We start from the raw sequence: 19,624 nt of genomic DNA, 5'->3' as shown, positions 1-19,624 counted from the left end.
CCTTATTTTGCTGATGCATATGGCCACGGCGGTGCCTGTAACGGGCCTAGAACCCGGTCAACACCGCCCTTAGGACTGCCCCCGGGCACCACTTCCCAAGCCTAAGTCATTGTGCCGCATCAGCTTTTGCAACGTGCAGAGCGAGGCGTAGTCGTCAGCCGGAGACGTGCTGCTCCAGCCGTCTAAGGTGCAATTCTATCCAGCCACTTTCTGAGAACCTCCAGCGGGTATCCTTTACCGTATCCCTGACCAACCCCATCCGTGTGCCATCCGCCGATCTGGTCAGCAACGTCCGCTGGGCATTCCACTGCACGGAGCCGGTCTCGCATGGAATGGCGGAACCCATGCATTGTGGCCCCCTTGGGGACGTAGGCCTTCAGCCACTTGTTAAGAGCGGCACTGGCAGAATTGGCGTTGGTCTTGTCTAAGGTGTTGTAGCGAGGAAAAGCGAACCTGTTGCCGTCCTGCCGGGAGTGGATGCGCCGGGCAGCCCACTTCGCAGAGCCAACCAGTGGCACAATCCTGCTGCTGCTTTCGGTCTTCAGGCTCCTCCAGGGGTGCGGGGTTATACGGGCCGCCCATCTGCCATCCTCCTGCTGGAAAATGTCTTCACGCAGCAGACCTGCAGCCTCTGCCAACCGCATGCCGGTGTCGGCAACCAGCGCCACCAGCCAGCGCATTTCATCGTCCATCTGGTAGCACTGCAGTTGCACGGCACGGACAACATCTACTGGGATGGGATTGCGGACCGCCACGCCTGCATTCCGATCATAATAGACATTGGCGAATGGGGAGGAGATGGAAAGTCCTTCCTCCGCCACGGCAAAGTTGAACACGGCGCGGACGGTGCCAAAGATCCGTGTAATGCTGCTCCCAGCAAGCCCCTTCTTGATCAACGCATCCCGGAAGGCATTGGCGTCTGCCTTGGTGTAGTCCGGCAGTGGCTTATCTCCGCAGACGTCAATAACGTAGCCGCAGGACCGATGTGCAGCCCGGTGGAAGGTCTCCGGCCTGCCAAGGCCTTTTAGGCGCAGGTATGTCAACACAGCCTCAGAGAGCGTCAGAGCATCAGTGGTGACGTCCTGCCCGCCTTCCAGTGCCGACATGGGACGGGAGAGGCCATGGCGCAGAAGATGCTTGCCGGGAAGATCAGCGTCCTGGGTCCGCAGGTGGTACCAATATTCGTCCAGCTTAAAGGCGGCACTGGCCGCTCTTGCCAAGGCCACGGGATGCGATCTGGTCCTCAACGAGTAGGAGATCTTGGAGGAAGAATAATGTTTCCGAAGATCTGCGGGGACACGCCGGTTGAAGTAGTAGATGCCCTCTTTCACGAAGACATGCCGGGAAGAAATGTACTCCAAAATGTACTACGCCTCGCTCTGCACGTTGCAAAAGCTGATGCGGCACAATGACTTAGGCTTGGGAAGTGGTGCCCGGGGGCGGAATCGAACCACCGACACGAGGATTTTCAATCCACTGCTCTACCCCTGAGCTACCCGGGCACGGGAAGGCTGTTCGCCTTGGGTGGGGGCCTTCTATGCTCTGGGCGCGGCGGTGTCCAGAGGGTTTTTCAAAGAAAATCGCTAATGGCGGGTTTGGTGCGGTTTTTCTTCCAGAATGAAGACGCGTTCGGCTTCTTCTAAAGCGTTTTCAAGGTCTTCCGGGTCCTGGCTGGGCACCGAATAAGCACCGTTCAGCCACTTCCCAAGATCAATATCGGCGCAGCGCTTGGAACAGAAAGGCCGGTAGCTCTTTTGCGATTCTCCGCCGCAGATCGGACAGCTCATTTCAGCACCTCGCTCAGGGCAATCCGGCCGCGCTTGCGCTGTAATTCGTAATGGCCGAGGCTGGTCCAGCCAGCCAGCACGGTCTCTTCGGAATCCGCCCGGAATGCAGCCCGCAGGGCGGTTTCGAACCCGCGCCGGTCCTTCTTCGGCATCGGGGCCAGGTCCAGCACAATCTGGCCGCCCAGGCCGCGCACACGCAAGGCGCGGGGCAGGACCTTGGCGGCGGCCATATTGGCCTTAATACCTGCCGCAAGTGAAGTGTCCGAACCGGTGTTTACATCCACTGCAACCAGGGCGCGGGTCGGCTCTATGAACAAGAAGGCGCCACCCGTCAGAGGCTCGCGGATGCCGCGTGCGGTGTCCAGAGCATCAAGCACGCCCAAGCGCTCAAACCCGCCAGGCTCGCGCTCCACATCGGCGGGTTCAACCCACTCCCGCCAAGCCAGCAGATGCGGCGTGTCGCCTTCGGCCAGAACCTCAGGCCCGGCTCCTTCGTCCTGCATCACCTGCTCAGCAAGGGCTGCCATCGCGGCCACGTCTTCGGCGATCTCTTCGCTGTCCGCACCGGCGCAGGCGGAGCGCAGAATCAGGCCATAACCCGCCTCGCCCATTTCCTCATGGGCAATTTCCAGCAGCCGGTCGCGCTCATCCTCGTCGCGGATGCTGCGCGAGACATTGAGGCCAGGGGCTTCCGGCGTGACAATGGCAAAGCGGCTCTTGAACAGGATTTTCTGGCTAACCGGAATGGCCTTGCCCGGTTCGGCGTAGCCCGACACTTGCACCAGCAGCATCTGCCCTGGGGCCAGCCCTTTGACCTGGCGCAAAAAAGCAGGTCCGTCAGGTGTGGTCAGGAACATGCCGCCCTGCCCTTTCACCGGCCGGTCGGCGCGGGCGCGGTAGATGGTGCCCGGCGCGGGGGCGCCGCTTTCAACCAGGAAATCCTCCAGCTTGCCGTCCACCATCAGCGCGGCGGCTTCACGGTCCTGAATATGGTCAAGAATGATAGTGCGGCCCTTCATGCGGCGGCCTCCTGATAGAGCGGCAGCCCGGCGGCGCGCAGCAGGTTTGCGGTTTCAGAGAGCGGCAGCCCGACGATGCCGGTGAAAGAACCGCTGATCCACGGGATAAAGGCGCCCGCGGGCCCCTGGATTGCATAGGCGCCGGCCTTGCCTTCCCAGTCGCCGGTGGCGAGATAGCCGTTCAGCTCCTCATCGGAGAGGTTCTTCATCTTGACCTGGCTGACCACGTCCTTTTCCCAGACACGGCCGCCGCGGCGCACGGCAACAGCGGTGATAACCCGGTGGCGGCGGCCGGACAGCGCCAGCAGGAATTCCGCCGCCTCGCCAGCGTCACGGGGCTTGCCCAGAATACGGCGGCCAAGCGCAACTGTGGTGTCCGCACAAAGGACAACATCGTCTGTCCCTGCGGGAACCGCAGCGGTCTTTTCCCGCGTGACCCGGGCGCAATAGGCGCGCGGCAGCTCGCCCTTGAGCGGGGTTTCGTCAATCTCCGGCGGGCGCACCTCATCGGGGTGAACACCCAGCTGCGCCAGCAATTGCAGCCGCCGCGGGCTGCCCGATCCTAGGATAAATGCCATAGCCTGGCCCTCTTAACGGTTTGCGCCCGTAATACGGCGAATAGCGGCCTCGTGAAAAGAGCAGCCAGCTCTTTCATCTTGCCATAAGTACTCCCGCCGGAGGCAGCGGCCGAAAGGCCGCTTCAAAACAAAAGCCCGGCAGATTGCCGGGCCTTGATATTTCTTCCTGATCAAATACTTACTTGAAGCGGTAGTTGATCCGGCCCTTGGTCAGGTCATAGGGGGTCATTTCCACCTGAACCTTGTCGCCAGCCAGAACACGGATGCGGTTTTTGCGCATCTTGCCTGCCGTGTGCGCGATGATCTCATGGCCGTTCTCAAGCTCGACCCGAAACGTCGCGTTAGGCAGGAGTTCCTTCACGACACCGGGAAATTCGAGCGTATCTTCCTTGGCCATGTTGTCTCCATCGTTGCGTTAACCCGCAAACTGCGGGACGTGCGCTTAAATGGGGTCATTTTTCCAATATTTCAAGGGCTCAATCAGCAAAGAGCGGCCTTTGTGACCGATTTCACCCGCGGCATTTGCTCCTCCCAGTGCAGGCGGTTCAGCACGCCGCCATCCGCCCGCACATGGGCGATCGCCTCCAGGTCCGCTTCTCCATAGGTCCAGCCCGGCTGGTTCAATGCGCCCTCAGACAGCACTCCGGTACCGGGGAAGCCCTTGTCCGGCGGGCCGAAAATGCCGCCCATGCCGGTGTTCATGTCCACGGCTTCCGACCATTCATTGGCCCCGACAATGGAGGCCATGGCAGTCACGCACTGATTTTCCAGCGCCCGCGACATGGCTCCAATGCGAACCCGCCAGTATCCGGCCAGCGCCTCGGTGCAGGAGGGGACGAGAATCACGTCTGTCTCCGCCAGTGCGCGGCCCAGGAGCGGGAACTCGCTGTCATAGCAGATCAGCACCCCGATTCTTCCCAAGGACGTGTCGAAAATCTTGAGCGGGCCGCCGCCCATGATGCCCCAATCCTCGCGCTCAAACCGGGTCATGATCTGCTTGTCCTGATGGTCCCGCCCGCCTGTGGGCGTATAGAGCTCTGCCCGGTTTACCGGCCGGGCCAGCCCGCTGTTCACCGGGGCGGAGGCGCCTAGGATATGCACCCCGAATTCCGCTGCCAGCTTCAAATGCAGCGCAGCCGCATCCTCCATCTTCTCCGACACCGAATGGATCGACTGCTCCAGATCACCGGCAATCCGCGCACCGTCCAGCGTCGACAGCTCCATCGCGCCGTATTCGGGAAACACCAGCAGTTCTGCTCCATTGCCGGCGGCCTCTGCGACCCAGGCGGCCAGCTTGTCTTCGTACTGTTCCCAGCTGTCGAGCCAGTCGAGCGGATAAGCGGCGGTGGCGATTTTCATTCTGTCTTCCCCTCGTGCAAATGCAGCCCTTAAGTTGTCCGGTTATTCCCGGGCTGCTCCGGAGACGGGGGGGGTGCCATGTGTACACCCCCTGTACACCCCCCGTACACCCCCTGGTGCAGCGGCCCGGCGGCCCGGCGGAACGCTCTCCCCCGTCGCCCCGTTCCGGCAGAGCTACAGGTCCCGGATCCAGAACTGCAGCGGCTTCTTGGTTTCTTCCGCTTGATCCACGTCCTTCCAGGAAAAATGCGCAATAGCGCCCTTCAGCGGAGCATAGCCTCGCTTGCGCCAGAACGGATCCAGCGGTGCGTAGTCCGCGGGCCGCAAGGGGTGGTCCGCCGGGCGCTGCACGCCGCAAAAAGCGGTCTTGCCGAACCCATGCCTGCGGGCGTGCGCTTCGCGCGCGTCAAAAAACCCGTGGCCAACACCATGGCCGCGGTATTCCGGCAGCAGCACGGATTCGGCGCAATAGAAGACGCCGTTCAGATCAATCCCGCTCCCCTCAAACGCCGCGGCGAAATCATCCGCGTGGTCGCTCAGCGGCGCGCCGGTGGAGGCCCCCACCAAAGCATCCCCGTCAAAGGCGCCAACCACCACGGCGCGGGTGCTGTCGCGGTAGCTTTGCAGGTACTCGCGCTCATAGGCCAGATCCCCGTCGTACAGGTAAGGCCAAGCGCGGAAAACTTTGATCCGCAGGCGCGCCACATCATCCAGCGCGGCCTCCAGCGCCGCGCCGGTCATGGGTTCGACCCGGATGGTCATCCGGCTGAGACCTGGGCGATCCAGTCCGCCAGGTTGTAATAGGTGGTGACGCGGGAGATCTTGCCGTCCTTCAGTTCAAAGAACGATCCGCCAGGCAGGCGGTAGGTCTGGCCCTTGGCCTCCGGAAGGCCCTCGTCGGTGGCCAGGTAGGTGCCGTTGACAATGAACTCCGCCGCGGCGCGGCTGCCATCGTCGTTGGAAAAGATCACCATATCGGTCAGCTCTTCCTTGTAGCAGCGGCTCATATGGGTGCAGAATTCCGCGAATTTCTCCTTGCCCACCCGGATTTTGCCCTCGTTCACGTGATGGGCAATCTGCTCGTCCAGGCAGTCCAGCATGGTGTCCGTGTCGCCGGCGTTGAAAGCCGCGAAATAGCGCGCGATGGTATCGGTCATGTTCTCTCCGTCGGTTCACCCCAGCGGTTCTTCAGGTGCTGGATGATTTGATCCCGTGTTTGACGGTAGATATCTAGCTTGGCCTGACGCGTCTCGCCGAGCCCGGTAGGGTCCATAATCGGCCAATATTCGACATCGAGGTGAAAAAATCGGGTCAGTTCCAGCGCCCGGCGCTGGCTGGCGGGCGACAGGGCCACCACCAGGTCAAAGGATGACAGGTCGTCGCCCCAGCGTTCCATCTCGTCAAAGGAGCGGGACCGGTGGCGGGACAGTTCCACATCCATTTCCTGGCACACCGCGATGGAGAAGCCGTCGATCTCCATGTCGTTCTTGACCCCGGCGGACTGCACATAGGTGCCGGTGCCATAGAATTTCTTCATGATGCCCTCCGCCATCGGAGAGCGGACCGAATTGTGGTCGCAACAGAACAGAACGGACTGCGGCAGATCCTCCACGCGTCAGCCTCCGAAATGCAGGACGCAGATCAGGGTGAACAGGCGGCGGGCGGTGTCGGTGTCGACCTCGGCCTTGCCTTCCAGCCTTTCCTGCAGAACCCGGCTGCCTTCGTTGTGAATGCCGCGCCGCGCCATGTCGATGGTTTCGATCTGGCTGGGCGGCATTGTCTTTACCGCGGTAAAGTAGCTCTCGCAAATCTGGTAATAGTCCTTGACGACCTGCCGGAACGGCGACAGCGACAAATGGAACTCTGCGGCCTTTTCGCCGGATTCGGTGTTGATATCAAAGACCAGCCGCTTGTCCCTGATCGCCAGCCCCAGATGATAGGGGCCGGCCGGAATTTCGCGGTCTTCCCGCTGCGGCAGGGCAAAGCTGTTGTCCTCGATCAGGTCATAGATCGCCACCTTGCGCTCCTGCTCGATCTCGGGCGTCGGGGGCGGCAGGTTGCGGTCGTCCAGTTCGATATGGCTGATGCGGCTCATGGGTCTTTGTCTCTGATATGCGCAGGGGCGTCCGGCCATGAGTATCGTACCGCTCTGCCCGGGGCAATGCAGCAGCGGGCGTCAATCTCCTGCCGGTTTGCGGCAGTGCTTGACAGGCCACGCCCGCCGCGGTCAGCCTGCTGCTGGCAGGAGGCAGAGAAATGACAAGGCTTGAACAGTTTTCCCTCCATGGCCGCCGCGCGCTGGTGACCGGCTCCACCGATGGTCTCGGCTTTGCCGCAGCCCGGCTCCTGGCAGAGGCGGGGGCGGAGGTTTGGATCAACGGCCGCAGCCGGGAGCGGGTAGAGGCCGCGCTCGCCCGGATGCCCGGCACCGCCCGCCCGCTGGTGCTGGACATCGCGGATGAAGACGCCGCTTCGGCGGCGATGGCAAAGATTGCGCAGGAGGGCGGGCTCAGCATTCTGGTCAACAACGTCGGCCAGCGCGACCGGCGCAGCCTGCCGGAGTTCACCCGCGCCGACCTGCAAGCCCTATGGGAGGTGGATCTGGTCTCGCCTTTCCGCCTCGCGCAAATGGCGGCGGCGCAGATGGCGCCCAAGGGCTGGGGCCGGATCATCAACATCTCGTCGATTGCCGGCCTCATCGCGCAATCGGGCGACGCCGCCTATACGACGGCCAAGGCCGGCATCAACGGTATGACCCGGGCGCTGGCGGCAGAGCTTGGCGCTCAGGGAATTACCGTGAACGCAATTGCCCCGGGGTTCTTCAAAACCGCACCCAATATGGCTGCTGCTGCAGACCCCGCGATTGCAGAGAAGCTGAAAAACGCCACTGCGCTAGGCCGCTGGGGCGAGCCGGAGGAATTGGCACCCGCCATCCTGTTCCTCGCATCACCGGCGGCGTCTTACATCACCGGGCAAGTGCTGGCCGTGGATGGCGGATACACTGCGCACTACTAAGCGTGCTCAGTTCTTCTTCTTGCCCCAAATATCCCGGGGTGAATGCGCGGCACGCGCAGAGGGGCAGCGCCTCTTGCTCCCTTACCCGTTCAGCGCATCCAGACGTGCAGTCACGGACAGACCATGCGCTTCCAGGCTTTCGCTTTTTGCCAGCACCTCGGCTGCCGGGCCGATGGCGCGCAGCGAATCCGGGGTCATCTGGCTCAGCGTGGTGCGCTTGAGGAAATCCATCACCGACAGGCCGGAAGAGAACCGGGCGGAGCGCGCCGTCGGCAGCACGTGGTTCGGGCCGCCAACGTAGTCCCCGATTGCCTCGGGGGTGTACTGACCAAGGAAGATTGCGCCGGCATGAACTGTCTTTTCGCTGAGGGCAACCGGATCGGCAACGCACAGCTCCAGGTGCTCCGGCGCAATACGGTTCGACAGCACCGCGGCTTCATCCATATCCCGCACCGTTATGACGGCACCGAAGTCGCGCCAGGAGGTCCCGGCAATGGCGCGGCGCTCCAGTGTTTCCAGGCGCTTGTCCACGGCCTCAGCCACCGCACGGCCAAAGGCTTCGTCATCTGTGATCAGGATCGATTGGGCGCTTTCGTCGTGTTCGGCCTGGCTCATCAGGTCCAGTGCGATCCAGTCCGGGTTGTTGTCCTTATCTGCGATCACCAGGATTTCCGAGGGGCCTGCAATCATGTCGATCCCGACCTTGCCGAACACCCGCCGCTTGGCCGCGGCGACAAAGGCGTTGCCGGGGCCGGTGATCTTGTCCACCGGCGCGATGCTCTCAGTGCCATAGGCCAGCGCCGCCACAGCCTGGGCGCCGCCGACGCGGTAGATCTCATCGACACCCGCAAGCCGTGCCGCCAGCAGCACCAGCGGGTTCACTTGCCCGTCCGGCGTCGGCACTGTGATGGCCAGCCGTTCGGCGCCCGCAACCTTGGCCGGGATTGCATTCATCAGCACCGAGGAGGGGTAGGAAGCCAGCCCGCCCGGCACATAGAGCCCGGCAGCGGAGACCGCCGACCAGCGCCAGCCCAGCGTTGCGCCGCTTTCGTCCGTCCACTGCGCATCCTCGGGCATCTGGCGCGCGTGATAGGCACGGATGCGCTCTGCCGCCAGCTCCAGGGCCTTGCGTTCCTCCGCCGGAACATCAGCGATGGCTGCATCCACCTCAGCCTCGGTGAAGCGCAGCTGCGATGCGTCCAATTCCAGCCGGTCGAATTTTGCCGTCAGCTCCACCAGCGCCGCATCGCCGCGGGCGCGGACATCCGCAATGATCCCGGCCACGATGGTGTCCACATCCGGGCTGTCCTCGCGCTTGGCGCCCAAGAGGGCGGTGAAGGACTGTTCAAAACCGGCATCAGCGGTGTTCAGAAACTGCGGCATCGGGATCTCCTTTGGCCCCCGCATATCCGCAAGGGCGCAGAGCCTCAAGATTTATGCGCGGGACCGGTGCAATTGGACGCAAGCCGCGGAGAACTGCCCTGCAGGTCCGACTGAAAAGGGGCGTTGCCCCTCTTGGCCTTACGGCCAATTCACCCCGGGGGTATTTGGAACCAGAAAGAAGCGGCAGGTCAGCGTAAGGACTTGCGCATCGGGATGCAGGGGGTGCCGCAGCATCCGCCGGCTTCTTCGGCCGTCTGCCAGCCGTGCTTTCGGTAGAACTCCAGCGCTGTCCGGGTGGCATCAAGGCGGCCTTCGGTATGGCCATCGCGCAGCAGTTCCGCTTCCAAATGTGCCAGCATGGCGGTGCCAGTGCCCCGGCTGGCAGCGGCAGGGTCAACATACAGTAGGGAAATGGAGCCGTCCGGAGACAGCCCGCCCACGGCTCCAGTCTCTCCGCCGTGGTCTGCCAGCCAGTAGCGCCCGGGTCCAGCAATCCAGCCGCGGATCTGTTCCGGCGTCTTATTGGCGGTCCATTCCGCAATCCGGTCCGCATCGCCGCCATGGTCGGCTTGGCACAGATCGCGGATTGAGGCGATGAGCACCCGGCTCATGGCAAAGACGTCAAAAACCGTGGCGCGGCGAATCTCCAGTGGTGCCGCTGGGGCGGCAAAGGCCTGGGAAATGCCGCGCTTGTTCTGCATGGCTCAGGCGCCGTGTTCAGGCGCCTTGCCCGAAGGCGCCTGGTATGGGCGTGTGACGTCGCGCAAGGACACCTCCAGCGCCTCAACGGACAGGCGGACAGCACCATCGCCGGCAAGGGTGAGCAGAACATGGCCTGCCCCGTCTTCACCCGGCTCGAAGGTGACAGAGAGCAGTGACAGAATCAGATCCTTGTCCTTGCGGTCCACACCTTGCGAGGAAACGCCCAGCACATTGTCCACGACCAGCAGCGACTGCACCCGCTCAAATGACCGGCCGCGCCGCTCCGCCGCGTCGCGGTCTTCCCAGCGGAACCGGTTCACCAGAAGCGCAAAGCGGCGTTCAGACGCGCGCCAGCTCATTTCAGTGACCGGAAACACTGCGTCCTGCAGCAGCGAGGACAGCACCTGGAGGTCATCTTCCTCCAGCGCCCCCAGGTTCAACGGCGCCTCGCGGCCGTCCTCAAAGCTGGCATCCGTCATGACTGCTCCTTGATCCGCTCGATTTTCGCGCCGACACCGGACAGCTTGCGCACCACATGCTCATAGCCGCGGTCCAGATGGTAGACCCGGCTCACTTTGGTTTCGCCCTCTGCCGCGAGCCCCGCCAGGATCAGCGAGACGGATGCGCGCAGGTCGGTGGCCATCACCGGGGCGCCCTTCAGCTTTTCGACGCCGGTCACCGTGGCATGGCCGCCGTGGACCTCGATCTGCGCCCCCATGCGCACCAGTTCCGGCGCGTGCATGAAACGGTTCTCAAAGATCTTCTCTTCCAGCACCGAGGTGCCTTCGGCGGTGCACATAAGCGCCATCATCTGCGCTTGCAGGTCGGTGGGGAAGCCGGGGAAGGGCTCCGTCACCACGTCCACCGCCCGCACCCGGCCGTTCTTGCGGCTGACGGTCAGGCTGTTCTTGCCTTCGGTGATCTCAATGCCCGCGGCCTCAAGTTTGGCGCAGAAACTGTCCAGCAGGCTGCGGCGGCCGCCCAGCAGCTCCACCTCGCCGCCGCAGATCGCGGGGGCCAGCATATAGGTGCCCAGCTCGATCCGGTCCGTCACCACCTGATGGGTGGCACCATGCAGCCGGTCGACACCCTGAATGGTGATGTCGGGGGAGCCGTCGCCCTCAATCTGCGCGCCCATCTTGCGCAGGCAGTCTGCCAGGTCAACAATCTCCGGCTCGCGCGCGGCGTTCTTGATGACGGTAGTGCCCTTGGCGAGCGTTGCCGCCATCATGATGTTCTCGGTCGCCCCGACCGAGGCAAAGCTCAGCTCAACCACTGCGCCTTTCAGGCCGCCCGGCGCCTTGGCGTGCAGATAGCCGTCCTTCAGCTCAATCTTTGCGCCCAAGGCTTCCAGCCCATGGATATGCAGGTCCATCGGGCGCGCGCCAATGGCGCAGCCGCCCGGCAGCGACACCACCGCCTGGCCCAGCCGCGCCAGCATCGGGCCCAGCACCAGGTTCGACGCCCGCATCTTGCGCACGATGTCATAGTCAGCGACGTGGCTGGTCAGATCGTGGCTCGACAGCGCCAGCACCTGGCCGTCCTGCAGGCTGGAGACTTCGGCCCCCAAGGACTGCAGCAGCAGCGTCATGGTCTTGATGTCACTGAGCCGCGGCGCGTTGGTCAGGGTCAGCGGCTCCTCGCTGAGGAGCGTGGCCGGCATCAGGGTGAGGCAGGCGTTCTTGGCGCCGGCAATCGGGATCTGCCCGTTCAGCGGGCCATTGCCCGTTACCAGAATCGAATCCATCTGCTCTTACTCTCCGCTTTTGCCCGTATCCTGGTCCTGCTTGTCCGCCCGCGCCTTGGCCTGGGCCTTGCGCCGGGCCATGTTAGCCTTCAGCGCTGCCTTCAGCCGGTCTTCGCGCGATACAGCGGAACCGTCGTTTTTAGGTGATTTCTTCTCTGCCATAAGACTTCTGTAACTTAGTGTGAAAAAACCGTCCAGAATGCTCTTGCGCCCCTCCGCGTTTATGCCTAAAAGCCCCCTCACCGGCGCTGCTGTAGCTCAGAGGTAGAGCACTCCCTTGGTAAGGGAGAGGTCGAGAGTTCAATTCTCTCCAGCAGCACCATCTTCCAAAAAATGAATACTTTCAAAGTCCTGCAGCAGGGCTGCCCTGCTGCACCGCCCTCCTTTTTGCTTGCCGGCGGCGAGACTGCCGGGAAAACAAGGCTTTTCGCCATTCAAGCCGCAGTCCACGGCCCAACCACTGCAGCCCCCATTCCGCAGCGGACCGCCGGGCACGCCCGCGGGTGCTGCCGCGCCGGACGGTTCCAGACCACGGGGAATCGGCGCAGCATCCGCGAATCGCTGGTTCCTTAAGGGGTGAAAGCTAAAAATGACTCGGAAATTCCGCCGCCACACCACCGTAAATGCCGCAAATCGGGGCCTTCCGGAGACATTTTAACGCTGCGGAAATGAATCGCAGACAGTGTTTTCTCCCATCTAACGCCCAGATGGCACCGCCAATGGCCGCACCCGGGCTGCCGGGCAGACTGAAATGTTGATGGGAACCACTCTGCAATGACTCGACTGTTCAATTTCTGGGGCAATATGCGGCTGGGCCGCAAGCTGCCATTGTCCATCGCCGCTCCGACGATCCTGCTGACGCTTGCATCCGGCTTTTTCTTTGCCTGGGAGGCCGGCCAGGCCCTCAAGACCAACCGCGAAGCGGCATATGCAACGCTGCTGGAGGAACGGAAGGAAGCGCTGGAAAACTGGGTGGCCGGCCTGCGCTCGCAAACCCGCACGCTTGTTGCCAGCAAGGCAGTTGAAACGGCATTGCGCGATTTTTCCAACGGCTTCTACTCCTTGGGCGACGATCCCAGCGGCTATCTGCGCAGCACCTATGCCGACGGCAATCCCAACCCTGCAGGGGAGCGGTACAAGCTTTTGGACGCCAAGGACAAATCCGCCTGGTCCATCCGCCACAAGATGAACCACACAGGTTTTGTCACCTTCCTGGAGGAGCAGGGTTTCCTGGATGCCTATCTTTTGGATGTGCAGGGCAACATGGTCTATTCTGTTCACAAGAACGATGACTTTGCGCTGAACTACCTGGACGGGCCTCTCAAGGACAGCGGCCTGGGCCAGGCCTTCCGGTCTGCACTGGAGATGGAGCAAGGCAGCGTGCACCTGTCGGAAATGGCTGCCTACCAAGCGGACAGCGGCGTCGCCGCGATGTTCATTTCGTCGCCTATTTTCAAAAAAGGCGCAATCATGGGGGCGCTGGTGCTGCGGGTGCCGGTCGGGGAGATCGCTGAAATCCTGTCTCACTCGGCTCTGCTGGGGGAAACGGGCCAGGCTTATCTGGTGCGGGGCGATGGTGTCGCCCTGACCGCGTCTGACCGGGACGGCGGCCACCGGATTCTGTCGCAATTGCCCGAGCTGCAGCAGATAACCGCGGCCATCAGCGGCGGCGAAAGCAGCTTTTCCGGAACGCTTGGCCTGTCCGGGCAGCCGGTAGAGGCCATGGCCACGGCGGTTGGCCTGGACGACCGAACCTGGGGCATCGTCGTGGAAGTTGACAGCGCCGAAGCCCTGGCCGCGCAAAACAGTCTTTCCAACGCCGCCATGCTGCAGGCCGTCGGGGTGGCGCTTGCTGTGGCGCTACTGTCCTGGATTGCGGCCCGCGGCATTGCCCGTAAGGTCTCTGCCCTGTCTGACAGTGTCGAGCATATTGCCGCCAAGGACTACGGCCACCCGGTGGCCGGCCTGGGAACCGGCGACGAATTCGGCAATATCGCCGGCATCCTGGAAGGTTTCAAAACCGATCTGCAGAATGCCCAAACCGCCGAGGCGGAACGGGCGGAGGCGCAACGCGAGCAGGATCATGTGGTCGCCGAACTGCGCACCGGCTTGACCCATCTCGCCAATGGCGACTTCTCGGCCACAATTGATGACCCTTTCCCCAAAGCCTACAAAGGCCTGCGGCTGGATTTCAACCAAACGGTCAACACATTGAATGCAACCGTCCGCGAAGTGGTCGAGGCCACGACCAGCATCCGCAACGGCACCCATGAAATCAGCCAGGCCTCGGATGACCTGTCGCAGCGCACCGAAAGCCAGGCCGCGACCCTGGAGCAGACAGCTGCTGCCCTGGACCAGATGACCGCCAGCGTCAAAGCGGCCGCCGATAGCGCGCGCAGCGTGGAAACCGCGATGAACGAGGCCCGGGACGAGGCCGAAGCAAGCGGCGAAGTGGTGCAGAACGCCGTGTCTGCGATGAACGGGATCGAGGAATCAGCCACCCATATCTCGCAGATCATCGGTGTTATTGACGACATCGCCTTCCAGACCAACCTGCTGGCGCTGAATGCGGGCGTCGAAGCCGCGCGTGCAGGCGACGCAGGCCGCGGGTTTGCGGTTGTCGCCTCGGAAGTGCGGGCTTTGGCCCAGCGTTCTTCCGACGCAGCGATGGAAATCAAGGCGCTGATCTCAAACTCCGGCGAGCAAGTGGCAAAAGGTGTGGATCTGGTCGGAAGGGCCGGCGAAGCCCTGAACAGCATTGTGTCCCAGGTCGCCCACATTTCCGGGCTTGTTTCCGGCATTGCTGAGGGCGCAGCCGAGCAGTCCACCGGGATCGGCGAGATCAACACCGGGGTAATGCAACTGGATCAGGTCACCCAGCAAAACGCCGCCATGGTGGAGCAGATGACCGCGGCAGGCCAGCTGCTGAGCGGGGATGCATCCAAGCTCGCCGGTCTGGTCGCAAAATTCGAAGTCGGACTTGAGATGGCCGCACCGCCCCCGCCGCAAGAATCCGAACTGCCGTCGGCACATGGTTCTGGCTGGGACGATCTGCCGGAAGCAAGCAATGCCTTTCCCGGAACCGACGGCTCAGCCGCCCTGGCGAAATGGCAGGACTTCTGACACGGCCCGCAGCCCGCAAAACCTGAGGGCCTGGCCCAGACCTTAGGGTCAGGACCCATGAATCCGGCACTGCCAACCCTGCGCCCCTGCAGCATCTGCTACGGGGGCGTTTGCCTGAAAATAACAGGTGGTGTTGTGAAAACCGATTTTTCAGACTTTAAAAGGATACTGAGACAGAACCAGGCACCTGGCAGAGAAAACGGACGCGGATGCCAGCTGTGTTTTGCAGAAAAAAGGTAGCGTAATGACCGTGTCTAACCTCCCCGCAAGCTGGCTGCGGGCGCTCAGCCACCGGACCTACCTGCCTGCCCTGCTTGCTCTGGCGGTTGTCTGCGTTGCGGGATTTTACGCTGAGCGCCAGAACGCCACGATTCATCATCAATCGGAACGCGCCCGTATTCAGCAAGAGGCCGGAATGCTGAAATCCAGGCTCGAGGGGCAGGTGAACGGGGACTATCAGCGGCTGCGCGGGCTTGCGGCCATGCTGGCGACGGAACCGGATATGACCCAGGCCCGGTTTGCACGCATCGCCGCCCAGGTTCTCGAAGGAAAGACCGCCATCCGGCATATCGCGGCAGCCCCCGGGCTGGTGGTTTCCTTGATCTACCCCCTGAAAGGAAACGAGCCTGCAATCGGGCTTGACTACAACCAGAATGCCTTTCAGCGCGCAGCGGCGCACCGGGTGCGTGACAGCGGTGAAATGGTGCTGGCAGGCCCGGTCGATCTGGTTCAAGGCGGCTCTGGCTTCATTTACCGCCTGCCGATTTTCACTGGCACCGGCGGTAGCAGGCAGTTCTGGGGCATTCTGTCAGCCGTGGTTGAGACCGAAACACTCTACGCAGAAACCGGGTTGAGCAGCGCTGCCAGCGGCCTGGAAATCGCGCTGACAGGCAAGGACGGAACCGGCGCTGAGGGCCGCCTGTTTCTGGGGTCCGGCGCGATTCCAGCGGCGGATCCTGTTTTGCTCGACATCAATCTGCCATCCGGTTCGTGGCAAATGGCTGCCCGCCCGTCCGGCGGCTGGCAGGACGTGCCCGGCAATCTGTGGCAGCTGCGGCTTGCGCTGTTCGTGGCAGCCGGGCTGATCGTCTTTCCAACCGTCCTGGCAGGGCGGCTGTCGGCGGCACGGCAAACTGTGATTGGCCAGTTGAAGCGGCGCGAGGCGGAGCTGGAGGCGGTTTCGCGGCGGCTGGAAATTGCAGTCAAGACCTCCCGGGTCGGCATATGGGAATATGATTCTGAAAATCGCAATGTGACCTGGGACAGCCGGATGCATGAGCTTTACGGCATCCCCGTGGACCGTGGCCCGCCGGAAGACCATGACTGGATGGCCATGCTGCATCCGGATGACCGGGAGCGGGTGGCCGAAACACTGCAGGCAGCTGAACAGAACAAAACGCATTTCGCAGCCGAATTCCGCGCCATCCTGCCGGACGGCACGCTTAAGCATATCCGCGCCCTGGCCAGCCCCTTTACCGATGCCAGCGATCGTGACTGGATGATTGGCGTCAACTGGAACGTGACCGAAGATGTACATCTGCGCGAAGAGCTGATCCGCGCCAACCAAACGCTGTCCGAGCGCAATAAGGAGCTGAAGGCCGGCAAGCAGGCGCTTGAAGATGCGCATGATGAATTGCAAAGGCAGCAGGCAGAGCTTTTCCGCCTGTCGCTGGTAGCAAAACATGCCTCCGACAGCATCATCCTGACGGATGCCAGCCGCCGCATCCTTTGGGTTAACGACGCTTTCACCCGTGCGACCGGCTACACGTCTCAGGAGGCAATCGGCCGGACCCCTTCGGAGCTGCTGGACGGGCCGGACACTGATCTTGGCGTGATCCGGGAAATGAACCGCCACAAGGATCTGGGCATCCGCTATCACAATGAGGTGCTGAACTACACCAAATCCGGGCAAGAGGCCTGGTTTGATACTGATATCGTGCCGGTCACCGGGCCGGACGGCAGCGTCGAACTCATTATCGGCATAGAACGCGACATTACACACAGCAAGCAGCGCGAGCGGGAACTGGCCGAAGCCAAGGCCGCTGCCGAACAGGCGGACCGCGCCAAATCCGACTTCCTGGCGAATATGAGCCATGAAATCCGCACCCCCATGAACGGCATCATCGGCATGGCTGACCTGCTGGCGGAAGCAGAGCTCCCGCCCGACGAGCAGCAGAATGTGGAGACGATCCGCAATTCGGCCCAGGCATTGCTGAAGATAATCAACGACATCCTGGATCTGTCGCGGCTTGAGGCCGGAAAATTTTCGATTTCCGAGGATGATTTCCCCCTGCGCGACTGCGTCGGCAGCGCAGCAGATCTTTTCTGCCCGAAAGCAGAGGAGAAGGGGCTGCAGCTGCAAGTCACCTATGCCGATGGCCTGCCGGAGCGGCTGCATGGCGATGATGGCCGCTTGCGCCAAATCCTAGTCAACCTGATTGGCAACGCAGTGAAGTTCACGTCCCAGGGCGCTATCGCCATCCGTGTTTCACATGCCGCCGGGGACCCCTGCCGTCTTGTGGTTGAGGTCGAAGACAGCGGCATCGGAATATCCCAGGCACAGACCCGCCATATCTTCGACCGTTTTACCCAGGCCGACACCGCCACAACCAAAGCCTTTGGCGGCACCGGGCTGGGGCTGACGATATCGAGCATGCTTGCCAAGCGGATGGGCGGCGGCATCACGGTGGTCTCCGAACCAGGCCAAGGCTCTTGTTTCAGGCTCGAGGTGCAAATGCGCCCGGCCGCCGCTGCCCAAGACCCAGGCGCCGGCCTGCCGCTCGAAGACGAAGCCAGCATCGCGCCTTGCACCGTTCTTCTGGCCGAAGACAACCAAACCAACCGGCTGTTGATCCGCAAGTTCCTGCGCGGCCAGCCGGTTGAGCTGGCTGAGGCCGAAAACGGCCGCGCCGCTGTCGAGATGTGCCGGACGCTATGCCCGGAGATCATCCTGATGGACATGTCGATGCCGGAGCTGGATGGCATTGCGGCCACCCGGGAGATCCGCAAGCTCCCCATTCCGCAGCCCCTCATCGTGGCATTGACAGCCAACGCCTTTGCCAGCGACCAGCAGGCTTGCCTGGACGCCGGCATGGACCGTTTCTTGACCAAACCTGTCAAAAAGGCGGTGCTGCTGCATACTCTGGCAGCCCTGCAGGCTGAGGCAGACGCCAAGCCGCATCTGCGGCCCCGGGCCAGCGCCTGACCCCGTCCCCGGGCTGACCTTGGGGCGGAGCGCCGGCTCCTAGACGGCCAGGCCGATCAACGCGACGCCTCCGGCCATCAGAACCGCTGATCCCAGGCGCCGCAGCCAGTAGCCTTCTTTCAAAAAGATAAAGCCAATCAGGGCTGCAAAGATAACAGAGGTTTCCCGCAGCGCCGAAACAGCCCCCAGCGGCGCAAAGTTCTTTGCATACAGAACAAGCCCGTAGGCGGTCATCGACACAAGCCCGCCGGCAATGCCAAGCGCCCAGGTCCGCTTGGGCAGCACCGCCAGGGTCTTGCGTTTGCGCACGGCGATGAACCCGGCGATGAAGATATGCAGGAAGGCCCCCCAGGCCCAGTAGCTGAGCGTATTGCCGGACAGCCGCACACCGATACCATCAATCAGCGAATACATGGAAATGAAGCAGCCCGTTCCGACGGCAAACCCAAGGGCCGCGCGGCCGACGCCGGACCGCAGCGCCCGCCAGCTGCTGACCTGAATACCAATTGCAATCACCGCGATCCCCGCCCAGGCCTGCAGCGGCAGCACTTCGCCGGCAAACAGCATCGCCCAGATGCCGACCAGCGCCGGAACAATGCCCCTGGCGATCGGGTAGACAACACTGAAGTCGCCGTGCTGATAAGCCCGGCCCAGCGTATAGTAGTAGCCGAAATGCACCACCGTTGAGAGCAGGATATAGATGAAGCTTTCTGCCGATGGCAGCGGCAGCACCAGGATCATCACGAAACTGGGCAGCACATGGCCCAGGGCGACCAGCCCCAGCGTTGTGGTGCGGTCGGCGGCTGTTTTCACAATGGCATTCCACACGGCATGCAGCATCGCCGCCGACAAAATGATGGCAATAACAAAGGGGGTCATTTCAGGAGCTGGTCTTCAGTTTGGGAGCCGGGGGCCAGACGTCATTCGGCATCTTCCGGCTGCATTTCATTGATCAGCCGGGTCTCCAGCAACTGGCCGTTCTGGTACAGAACCGGATAGGCCACAGCGGCGATATGGCTGTTGAACTCGCGCAGGGCACGCAGCGTTTCCAAATGGATGTCCGAGGTCTCAAAGCTCTCCCGGGCACCATTCTGCAAGCGCTTCAAGTGGCGCTTGCGGCTGTCGTGCTCCATGCGCTTCAGCTCGGTTTTTTCCAGGCTCAGCAGACGTGCGCTTTCCAGGTCGTCAGAGATCAGCACATTTGATGCCAGCTGCATGTTGGCCATGATCGCCTCATGCATTCTGGTGATTTCCATCCAGCCTTCTTTGGAGAAGCTCAGCTTCTTCTTGTTCAGATCACCGGCAAGAACCGTAAGCCGCCGCGCCACCACATCGCCGGCCGTCTCCAGGCGGATGGCATATTCCATCAGGCCGCGCGCAATCTTGAGCTGATCCTCGCCAAATTCGTCTTCCGGGATTGCTGCCACGTATCTGCGGATCCCCGACAGGCAGCCGTTGACCTCTTCGTCCATCATCTGGACAGTCTTGATCTGCTCCTTGCTGCTCTCACGGTACAGGTCCAGAACCGGCCGGAACATGGCGCTGACCTGATCCGACATCCGCAGCAGTTCACGCTTGAGATTGCTCACCGCCAGTGCCGCTGAGCCATAGCTGCCCTGCTCCAGCGCACTGACCGGCCGCCCCGGCTGCACAGGCTCCGCCTGCACGGGCTCCGGAAACAGCCGTGCAAACAGCGGCCCCAGCGG

20 protein-coding genes and 2 tRNA genes are annotated in these 19,624 nt (G+C 62.4%); 4 read left to right on the top strand and 18 right to left on the bottom strand.

The window, feature by feature from the left end; all coding sequences use genetic code 11:
* Positions 1-182: 182 nt before the first annotated feature.
* From ACXAHG_RS22295 to ACXAHG_RS22245, 11 genes are all read right to left on the bottom strand, one after another.
* Positions 183-1,361: a DUF6538 domain-containing protein gene (locus tag ACXAHG_RS22295; protein WP_475060867.1), complete on the bottom strand. Its 1,179-nt coding sequence runs from the start codon at positions 1,359-1,361 to the stop codon at positions 183-185.
* A gap of 66 nt (positions 1,362-1,427) precedes the next feature.
* Positions 1,428-1,502 (bottom strand) — tRNA-Phe (locus ACXAHG_RS22290).
* 81 nt (positions 1,503-1,583) lie between these two features.
* Positions 1,584-1,787 carry a DNA gyrase inhibitor YacG gene (locus tag ACXAHG_RS22285; RefSeq protein WP_475039644.1) on the bottom strand — a complete coding sequence of 68 codons (204 nt, stop codon included), beginning with the start codon at positions 1,785-1,787 and terminating at the stop codon, positions 1,584-1,586.
* A complete protein-coding gene (locus ACXAHG_RS22280) occupies positions 1,784-2,806 on the bottom strand; it encodes a ribonuclease E/G (RefSeq protein WP_475060864.1) in 1,023 nt (340 codons plus the stop codon). The genes ACXAHG_RS22285 and ACXAHG_RS22280 overlap by 4 nt, the downstream gene beginning before the upstream one ends.
* Complete coding sequence (locus tag ACXAHG_RS22275; protein WP_475060862.1) at positions 2,803-3,384, bottom strand: Maf family protein; 582 nt, start codon at positions 3,382-3,384, stop codon at positions 2,803-2,805. The genes ACXAHG_RS22280 and ACXAHG_RS22275 overlap by 4 nt, the downstream gene beginning before the upstream one ends.
* 178 nt (positions 3,385-3,562) lie before the next feature.
* Complete coding sequence (gene infA / locus ACXAHG_RS22270) at positions 3,563-3,781, bottom strand: translation initiation factor IF-1 (RefSeq protein ID WP_005978431.1); 219 nt, start codon at positions 3,779-3,781, stop codon at positions 3,563-3,565.
* An 83-nt stretch (positions 3,782-3,864) separates the two neighbouring features.
* Complete coding sequence (locus tag ACXAHG_RS22265) at positions 3,865-4,743, bottom strand: carbon-nitrogen hydrolase family protein (RefSeq protein WP_475060860.1); 879 nt, start codon at positions 4,741-4,743, stop codon at positions 3,865-3,867.
* A gap of 174 nt (positions 4,744-4,917) precedes the next feature.
* Positions 4,918-5,505, bottom strand: a complete 588-nt coding sequence (locus tag ACXAHG_RS22260) for a GNAT family N-acetyltransferase (RefSeq protein WP_475060857.1) — start codon at positions 5,503-5,505, stop codon at positions 4,918-4,920.
* Positions 5,502-5,900 (bottom strand): ketosteroid isomerase-related protein, encoded by a 399-nt coding sequence (locus ACXAHG_RS22255; RefSeq protein WP_475060855.1) that lies wholly within the window; start codon positions 5,898-5,900, stop codon positions 5,502-5,504. Before ACXAHG_RS22255 ends, ACXAHG_RS22260 begins: the two co-directional genes overlap by 4 nt.
* Entirely contained in the window at positions 5,897-6,355 is a 459-nt protein-coding gene (locus ACXAHG_RS22250) for an arsenate-mycothiol transferase ArsC (protein WP_475039655.1), read from the bottom strand. Before ACXAHG_RS22250 ends, ACXAHG_RS22255 begins: the two co-directional genes overlap by 4 nt.
* 3 nt (positions 6,356-6,358) lie before the next feature.
* Entirely contained in the window at positions 6,359-6,838 is a 480-nt protein-coding gene (locus tag ACXAHG_RS22245) for a UPF0262 family protein (RefSeq protein ID WP_475039657.1), read from the bottom strand.
* Positions 6,839-6,999: 161 nt separating this feature from the next.
* On the opposite strand from ACXAHG_RS22245, the gene ACXAHG_RS22240 reads away from it, so the two are divergent.
* Positions 7,000-7,758: an SDR family oxidoreductase gene (locus ACXAHG_RS22240; RefSeq protein WP_475060854.1), complete on the top strand. Its 759-nt coding sequence runs from the start codon at positions 7,000-7,002 to the stop codon at positions 7,756-7,758.
* An 81-nt stretch (positions 7,759-7,839) separates the two neighbouring features.
* On the opposite strand, the gene hisD is transcribed toward ACXAHG_RS22240, so the two are convergent.
* The 5 genes from hisD to ACXAHG_RS22215 all read right to left on the bottom strand — a co-directional run bounded on the left by hisD (position 7,840) and on the right by ACXAHG_RS22215 (position 11,752).
* A complete protein-coding gene (gene hisD / locus ACXAHG_RS22235) occupies positions 7,840-9,141 on the bottom strand; it encodes a histidinol dehydrogenase (protein ID WP_475060851.1) in 1,302 nt (433 codons plus the stop codon).
* A 188-nt stretch (positions 9,142-9,329) separates the two neighbouring features.
* Positions 9,330-9,842, bottom strand: coding sequence for a GNAT family N-acetyltransferase (locus tag ACXAHG_RS22230; protein WP_475060849.1), 513 nt, complete (start codon positions 9,840-9,842; stop codon positions 9,330-9,332).
* 3 nt (positions 9,843-9,845) lie between these two features.
* Complete coding sequence (locus tag ACXAHG_RS22225; protein WP_475060847.1) at positions 9,846-10,322, bottom strand: DUF2948 family protein; 477 nt, start codon at positions 10,320-10,322, stop codon at positions 9,846-9,848.
* On the bottom strand, positions 10,319-11,590 hold the full coding sequence (gene murA / locus ACXAHG_RS22220; RefSeq protein WP_475060845.1) for a UDP-N-acetylglucosamine 1-carboxyvinyltransferase: 1,272 nt from the start codon (positions 11,588-11,590) through the stop codon (positions 10,319-10,321). The genes ACXAHG_RS22225 and murA overlap by 4 nt, the downstream gene beginning before the upstream one ends.
* Before the next feature lie 6 nt (positions 11,591-11,596).
* Entirely contained in the window at positions 11,597-11,752 is a 156-nt protein-coding gene (locus tag ACXAHG_RS22215) for a hypothetical protein (RefSeq protein WP_260016960.1), read from the bottom strand.
* 85 nt (positions 11,753-11,837) lie between these two features.
* On the opposite strand from ACXAHG_RS22215, the gene ACXAHG_RS22210 reads away from it, so the two are divergent.
* The 3 genes from ACXAHG_RS22210 (at position 11,838) to ACXAHG_RS22200 (ending at position 17,918) form a co-directional block, all read left to right on the top strand.
* Positions 11,838-11,912: transfer RNA gene (locus ACXAHG_RS22210), tRNA-Thr, on the top strand.
* Between the two features lie 452 nt (positions 11,913-12,364).
* Positions 12,365-14,713, top strand: a complete 2,349-nt coding sequence (locus ACXAHG_RS22205; protein ID WP_475060842.1) for a methyl-accepting chemotaxis protein — start codon at positions 12,365-12,367, stop codon at positions 14,711-14,713.
* 244 nt (positions 14,714-14,957) lie between these two features.
* Entirely contained in the window at positions 14,958-17,918 is a 2,961-nt protein-coding gene (locus ACXAHG_RS22200; protein ID WP_475060839.1) for an ATP-binding protein, read from the top strand.
* Between the two features lie 39 nt (positions 17,919-17,957).
* Here ACXAHG_RS22200 and ACXAHG_RS22195 read toward each other — a convergent pair whose 3' ends face one another.
* Both ACXAHG_RS22195 and ACXAHG_RS22190 read right to left on the bottom strand, forming a co-directional pair.
* Positions 17,958-18,797, bottom strand: coding sequence for an EamA family transporter (locus ACXAHG_RS22195; protein ID WP_475039674.1), 840 nt, complete (start codon positions 18,795-18,797; stop codon positions 17,958-17,960).
* A gap of 41 nt (positions 18,798-18,838) precedes the next feature.
* Positions 18,839-19,624, bottom strand: a 786-nt coding sequence (locus tag ACXAHG_RS22190) for a Na/Pi cotransporter family protein (protein WP_475060837.1), incomplete at its 5' end; no start/stop codon positions are given.

This window comes from Leisingera sp. ABD4_442, from assembly GCF_056160905.1.
Note: the sequence above shows the minus strand (reverse complement) of the source record. Positions and strands in the feature narration are given on the sequence as shown.

What these genes read in the sequence shown, in the direction of transcription:
- ACXAHG_RS22285 (WP_475039644.1), bottom strand. Translation starts at nt 1,787, where the DNA reads ATGAGCTGTCCGATCTGCGGCGGAGAATCGCAAAAGAGCTACCGGCCT.
- ACXAHG_RS22280 (WP_475060864.1), bottom strand. Translation starts at nt 2,806, where the DNA reads ATGAAGGGCCGCACTATCATTCTTGACCATATTCAGGACCGTGAAGCC.
- ACXAHG_RS22275 (WP_475060862.1), bottom strand. Translation starts at nt 3,384, where the DNA reads ATGGCATTTATCCTAGGATCGGGCAGCCCGCGGCGGCTGCAATTGCTG.
- infA (WP_005978431.1), bottom strand. Translation starts at nt 3,781, where the DNA reads ATGGCCAAGGAAGATACGCTCGAATTTCCCGGTGTCGTGAAGGAACTC.
- ACXAHG_RS22265 (WP_475060860.1), bottom strand. Translation starts at nt 4,743, where the DNA reads ATGAAAATCGCCACCGCCGCTTATCCGCTCGACTGGCTCGACAGCTGG.
- ACXAHG_RS22260 (WP_475060857.1), bottom strand. Translation starts at nt 5,505, where the DNA reads ATGACCATCCGGGTCGAACCCATGACCGGCGCGGCGCTGGAGGCCGCG.
- ACXAHG_RS22255 (WP_475060855.1), bottom strand. Translation starts at nt 5,900, where the DNA reads ATGACCGATACCATCGCGCGCTATTTCGCGGCTTTCAACGCCGGCGAC.
- ACXAHG_RS22245 (WP_475039657.1), bottom strand. Translation starts at nt 6,838, where the DNA reads ATGAGCCGCATCAGCCATATCGAACTGGACGACCGCAACCTGCCGCCC.
- ACXAHG_RS22240 (WP_475060854.1), top strand. Translation starts at nt 7,000, where the DNA reads ATGACAAGGCTTGAACAGTTTTCCCTCCATGGCCGCCGCGCGCTGGTG.
- hisD (WP_475060851.1), bottom strand. Translation starts at nt 9,141, where the DNA reads ATGCCGCAGTTTCTGAACACCGCTGATGCCGGTTTTGAACAGTCCTTC.
- ACXAHG_RS22230 (WP_475060849.1), bottom strand. Translation starts at nt 9,842, where the DNA reads ATGCAGAACAAGCGCGGCATTTCCCAGGCCTTTGCCGCCCCAGCGGCA.
- ACXAHG_RS22225 (WP_475060847.1), bottom strand. Translation starts at nt 10,322, where the DNA reads ATGACGGATGCCAGCTTTGAGGACGGCCGCGAGGCGCCGTTGAACCTG.
- murA (WP_475060845.1), bottom strand. Translation starts at nt 11,590, where the DNA reads ATGGATTCGATTCTGGTAACGGGCAATGGCCCGCTGAACGGGCAGATC.
- ACXAHG_RS22215 (WP_260016960.1), bottom strand. Translation starts at nt 11,752, where the DNA reads ATGGCAGAGAAGAAATCACCTAAAAACGACGGTTCCGCTGTATCGCGC.
- ACXAHG_RS22205 (WP_475060842.1), top strand. Translation starts at nt 12,365, where the DNA reads ATGACTCGACTGTTCAATTTCTGGGGCAATATGCGGCTGGGCCGCAAG.
- ACXAHG_RS22200 (WP_475060839.1), top strand. Translation starts at nt 14,958, where the DNA reads ATGACCGTGTCTAACCTCCCCGCAAGCTGGCTGCGGGCGCTCAGCCAC.
- ACXAHG_RS22195 (WP_475039674.1), bottom strand. Translation starts at nt 18,797, where the DNA reads ATGACCCCCTTTGTTATTGCCATCATTTTGTCGGCGGCGATGCTGCAT.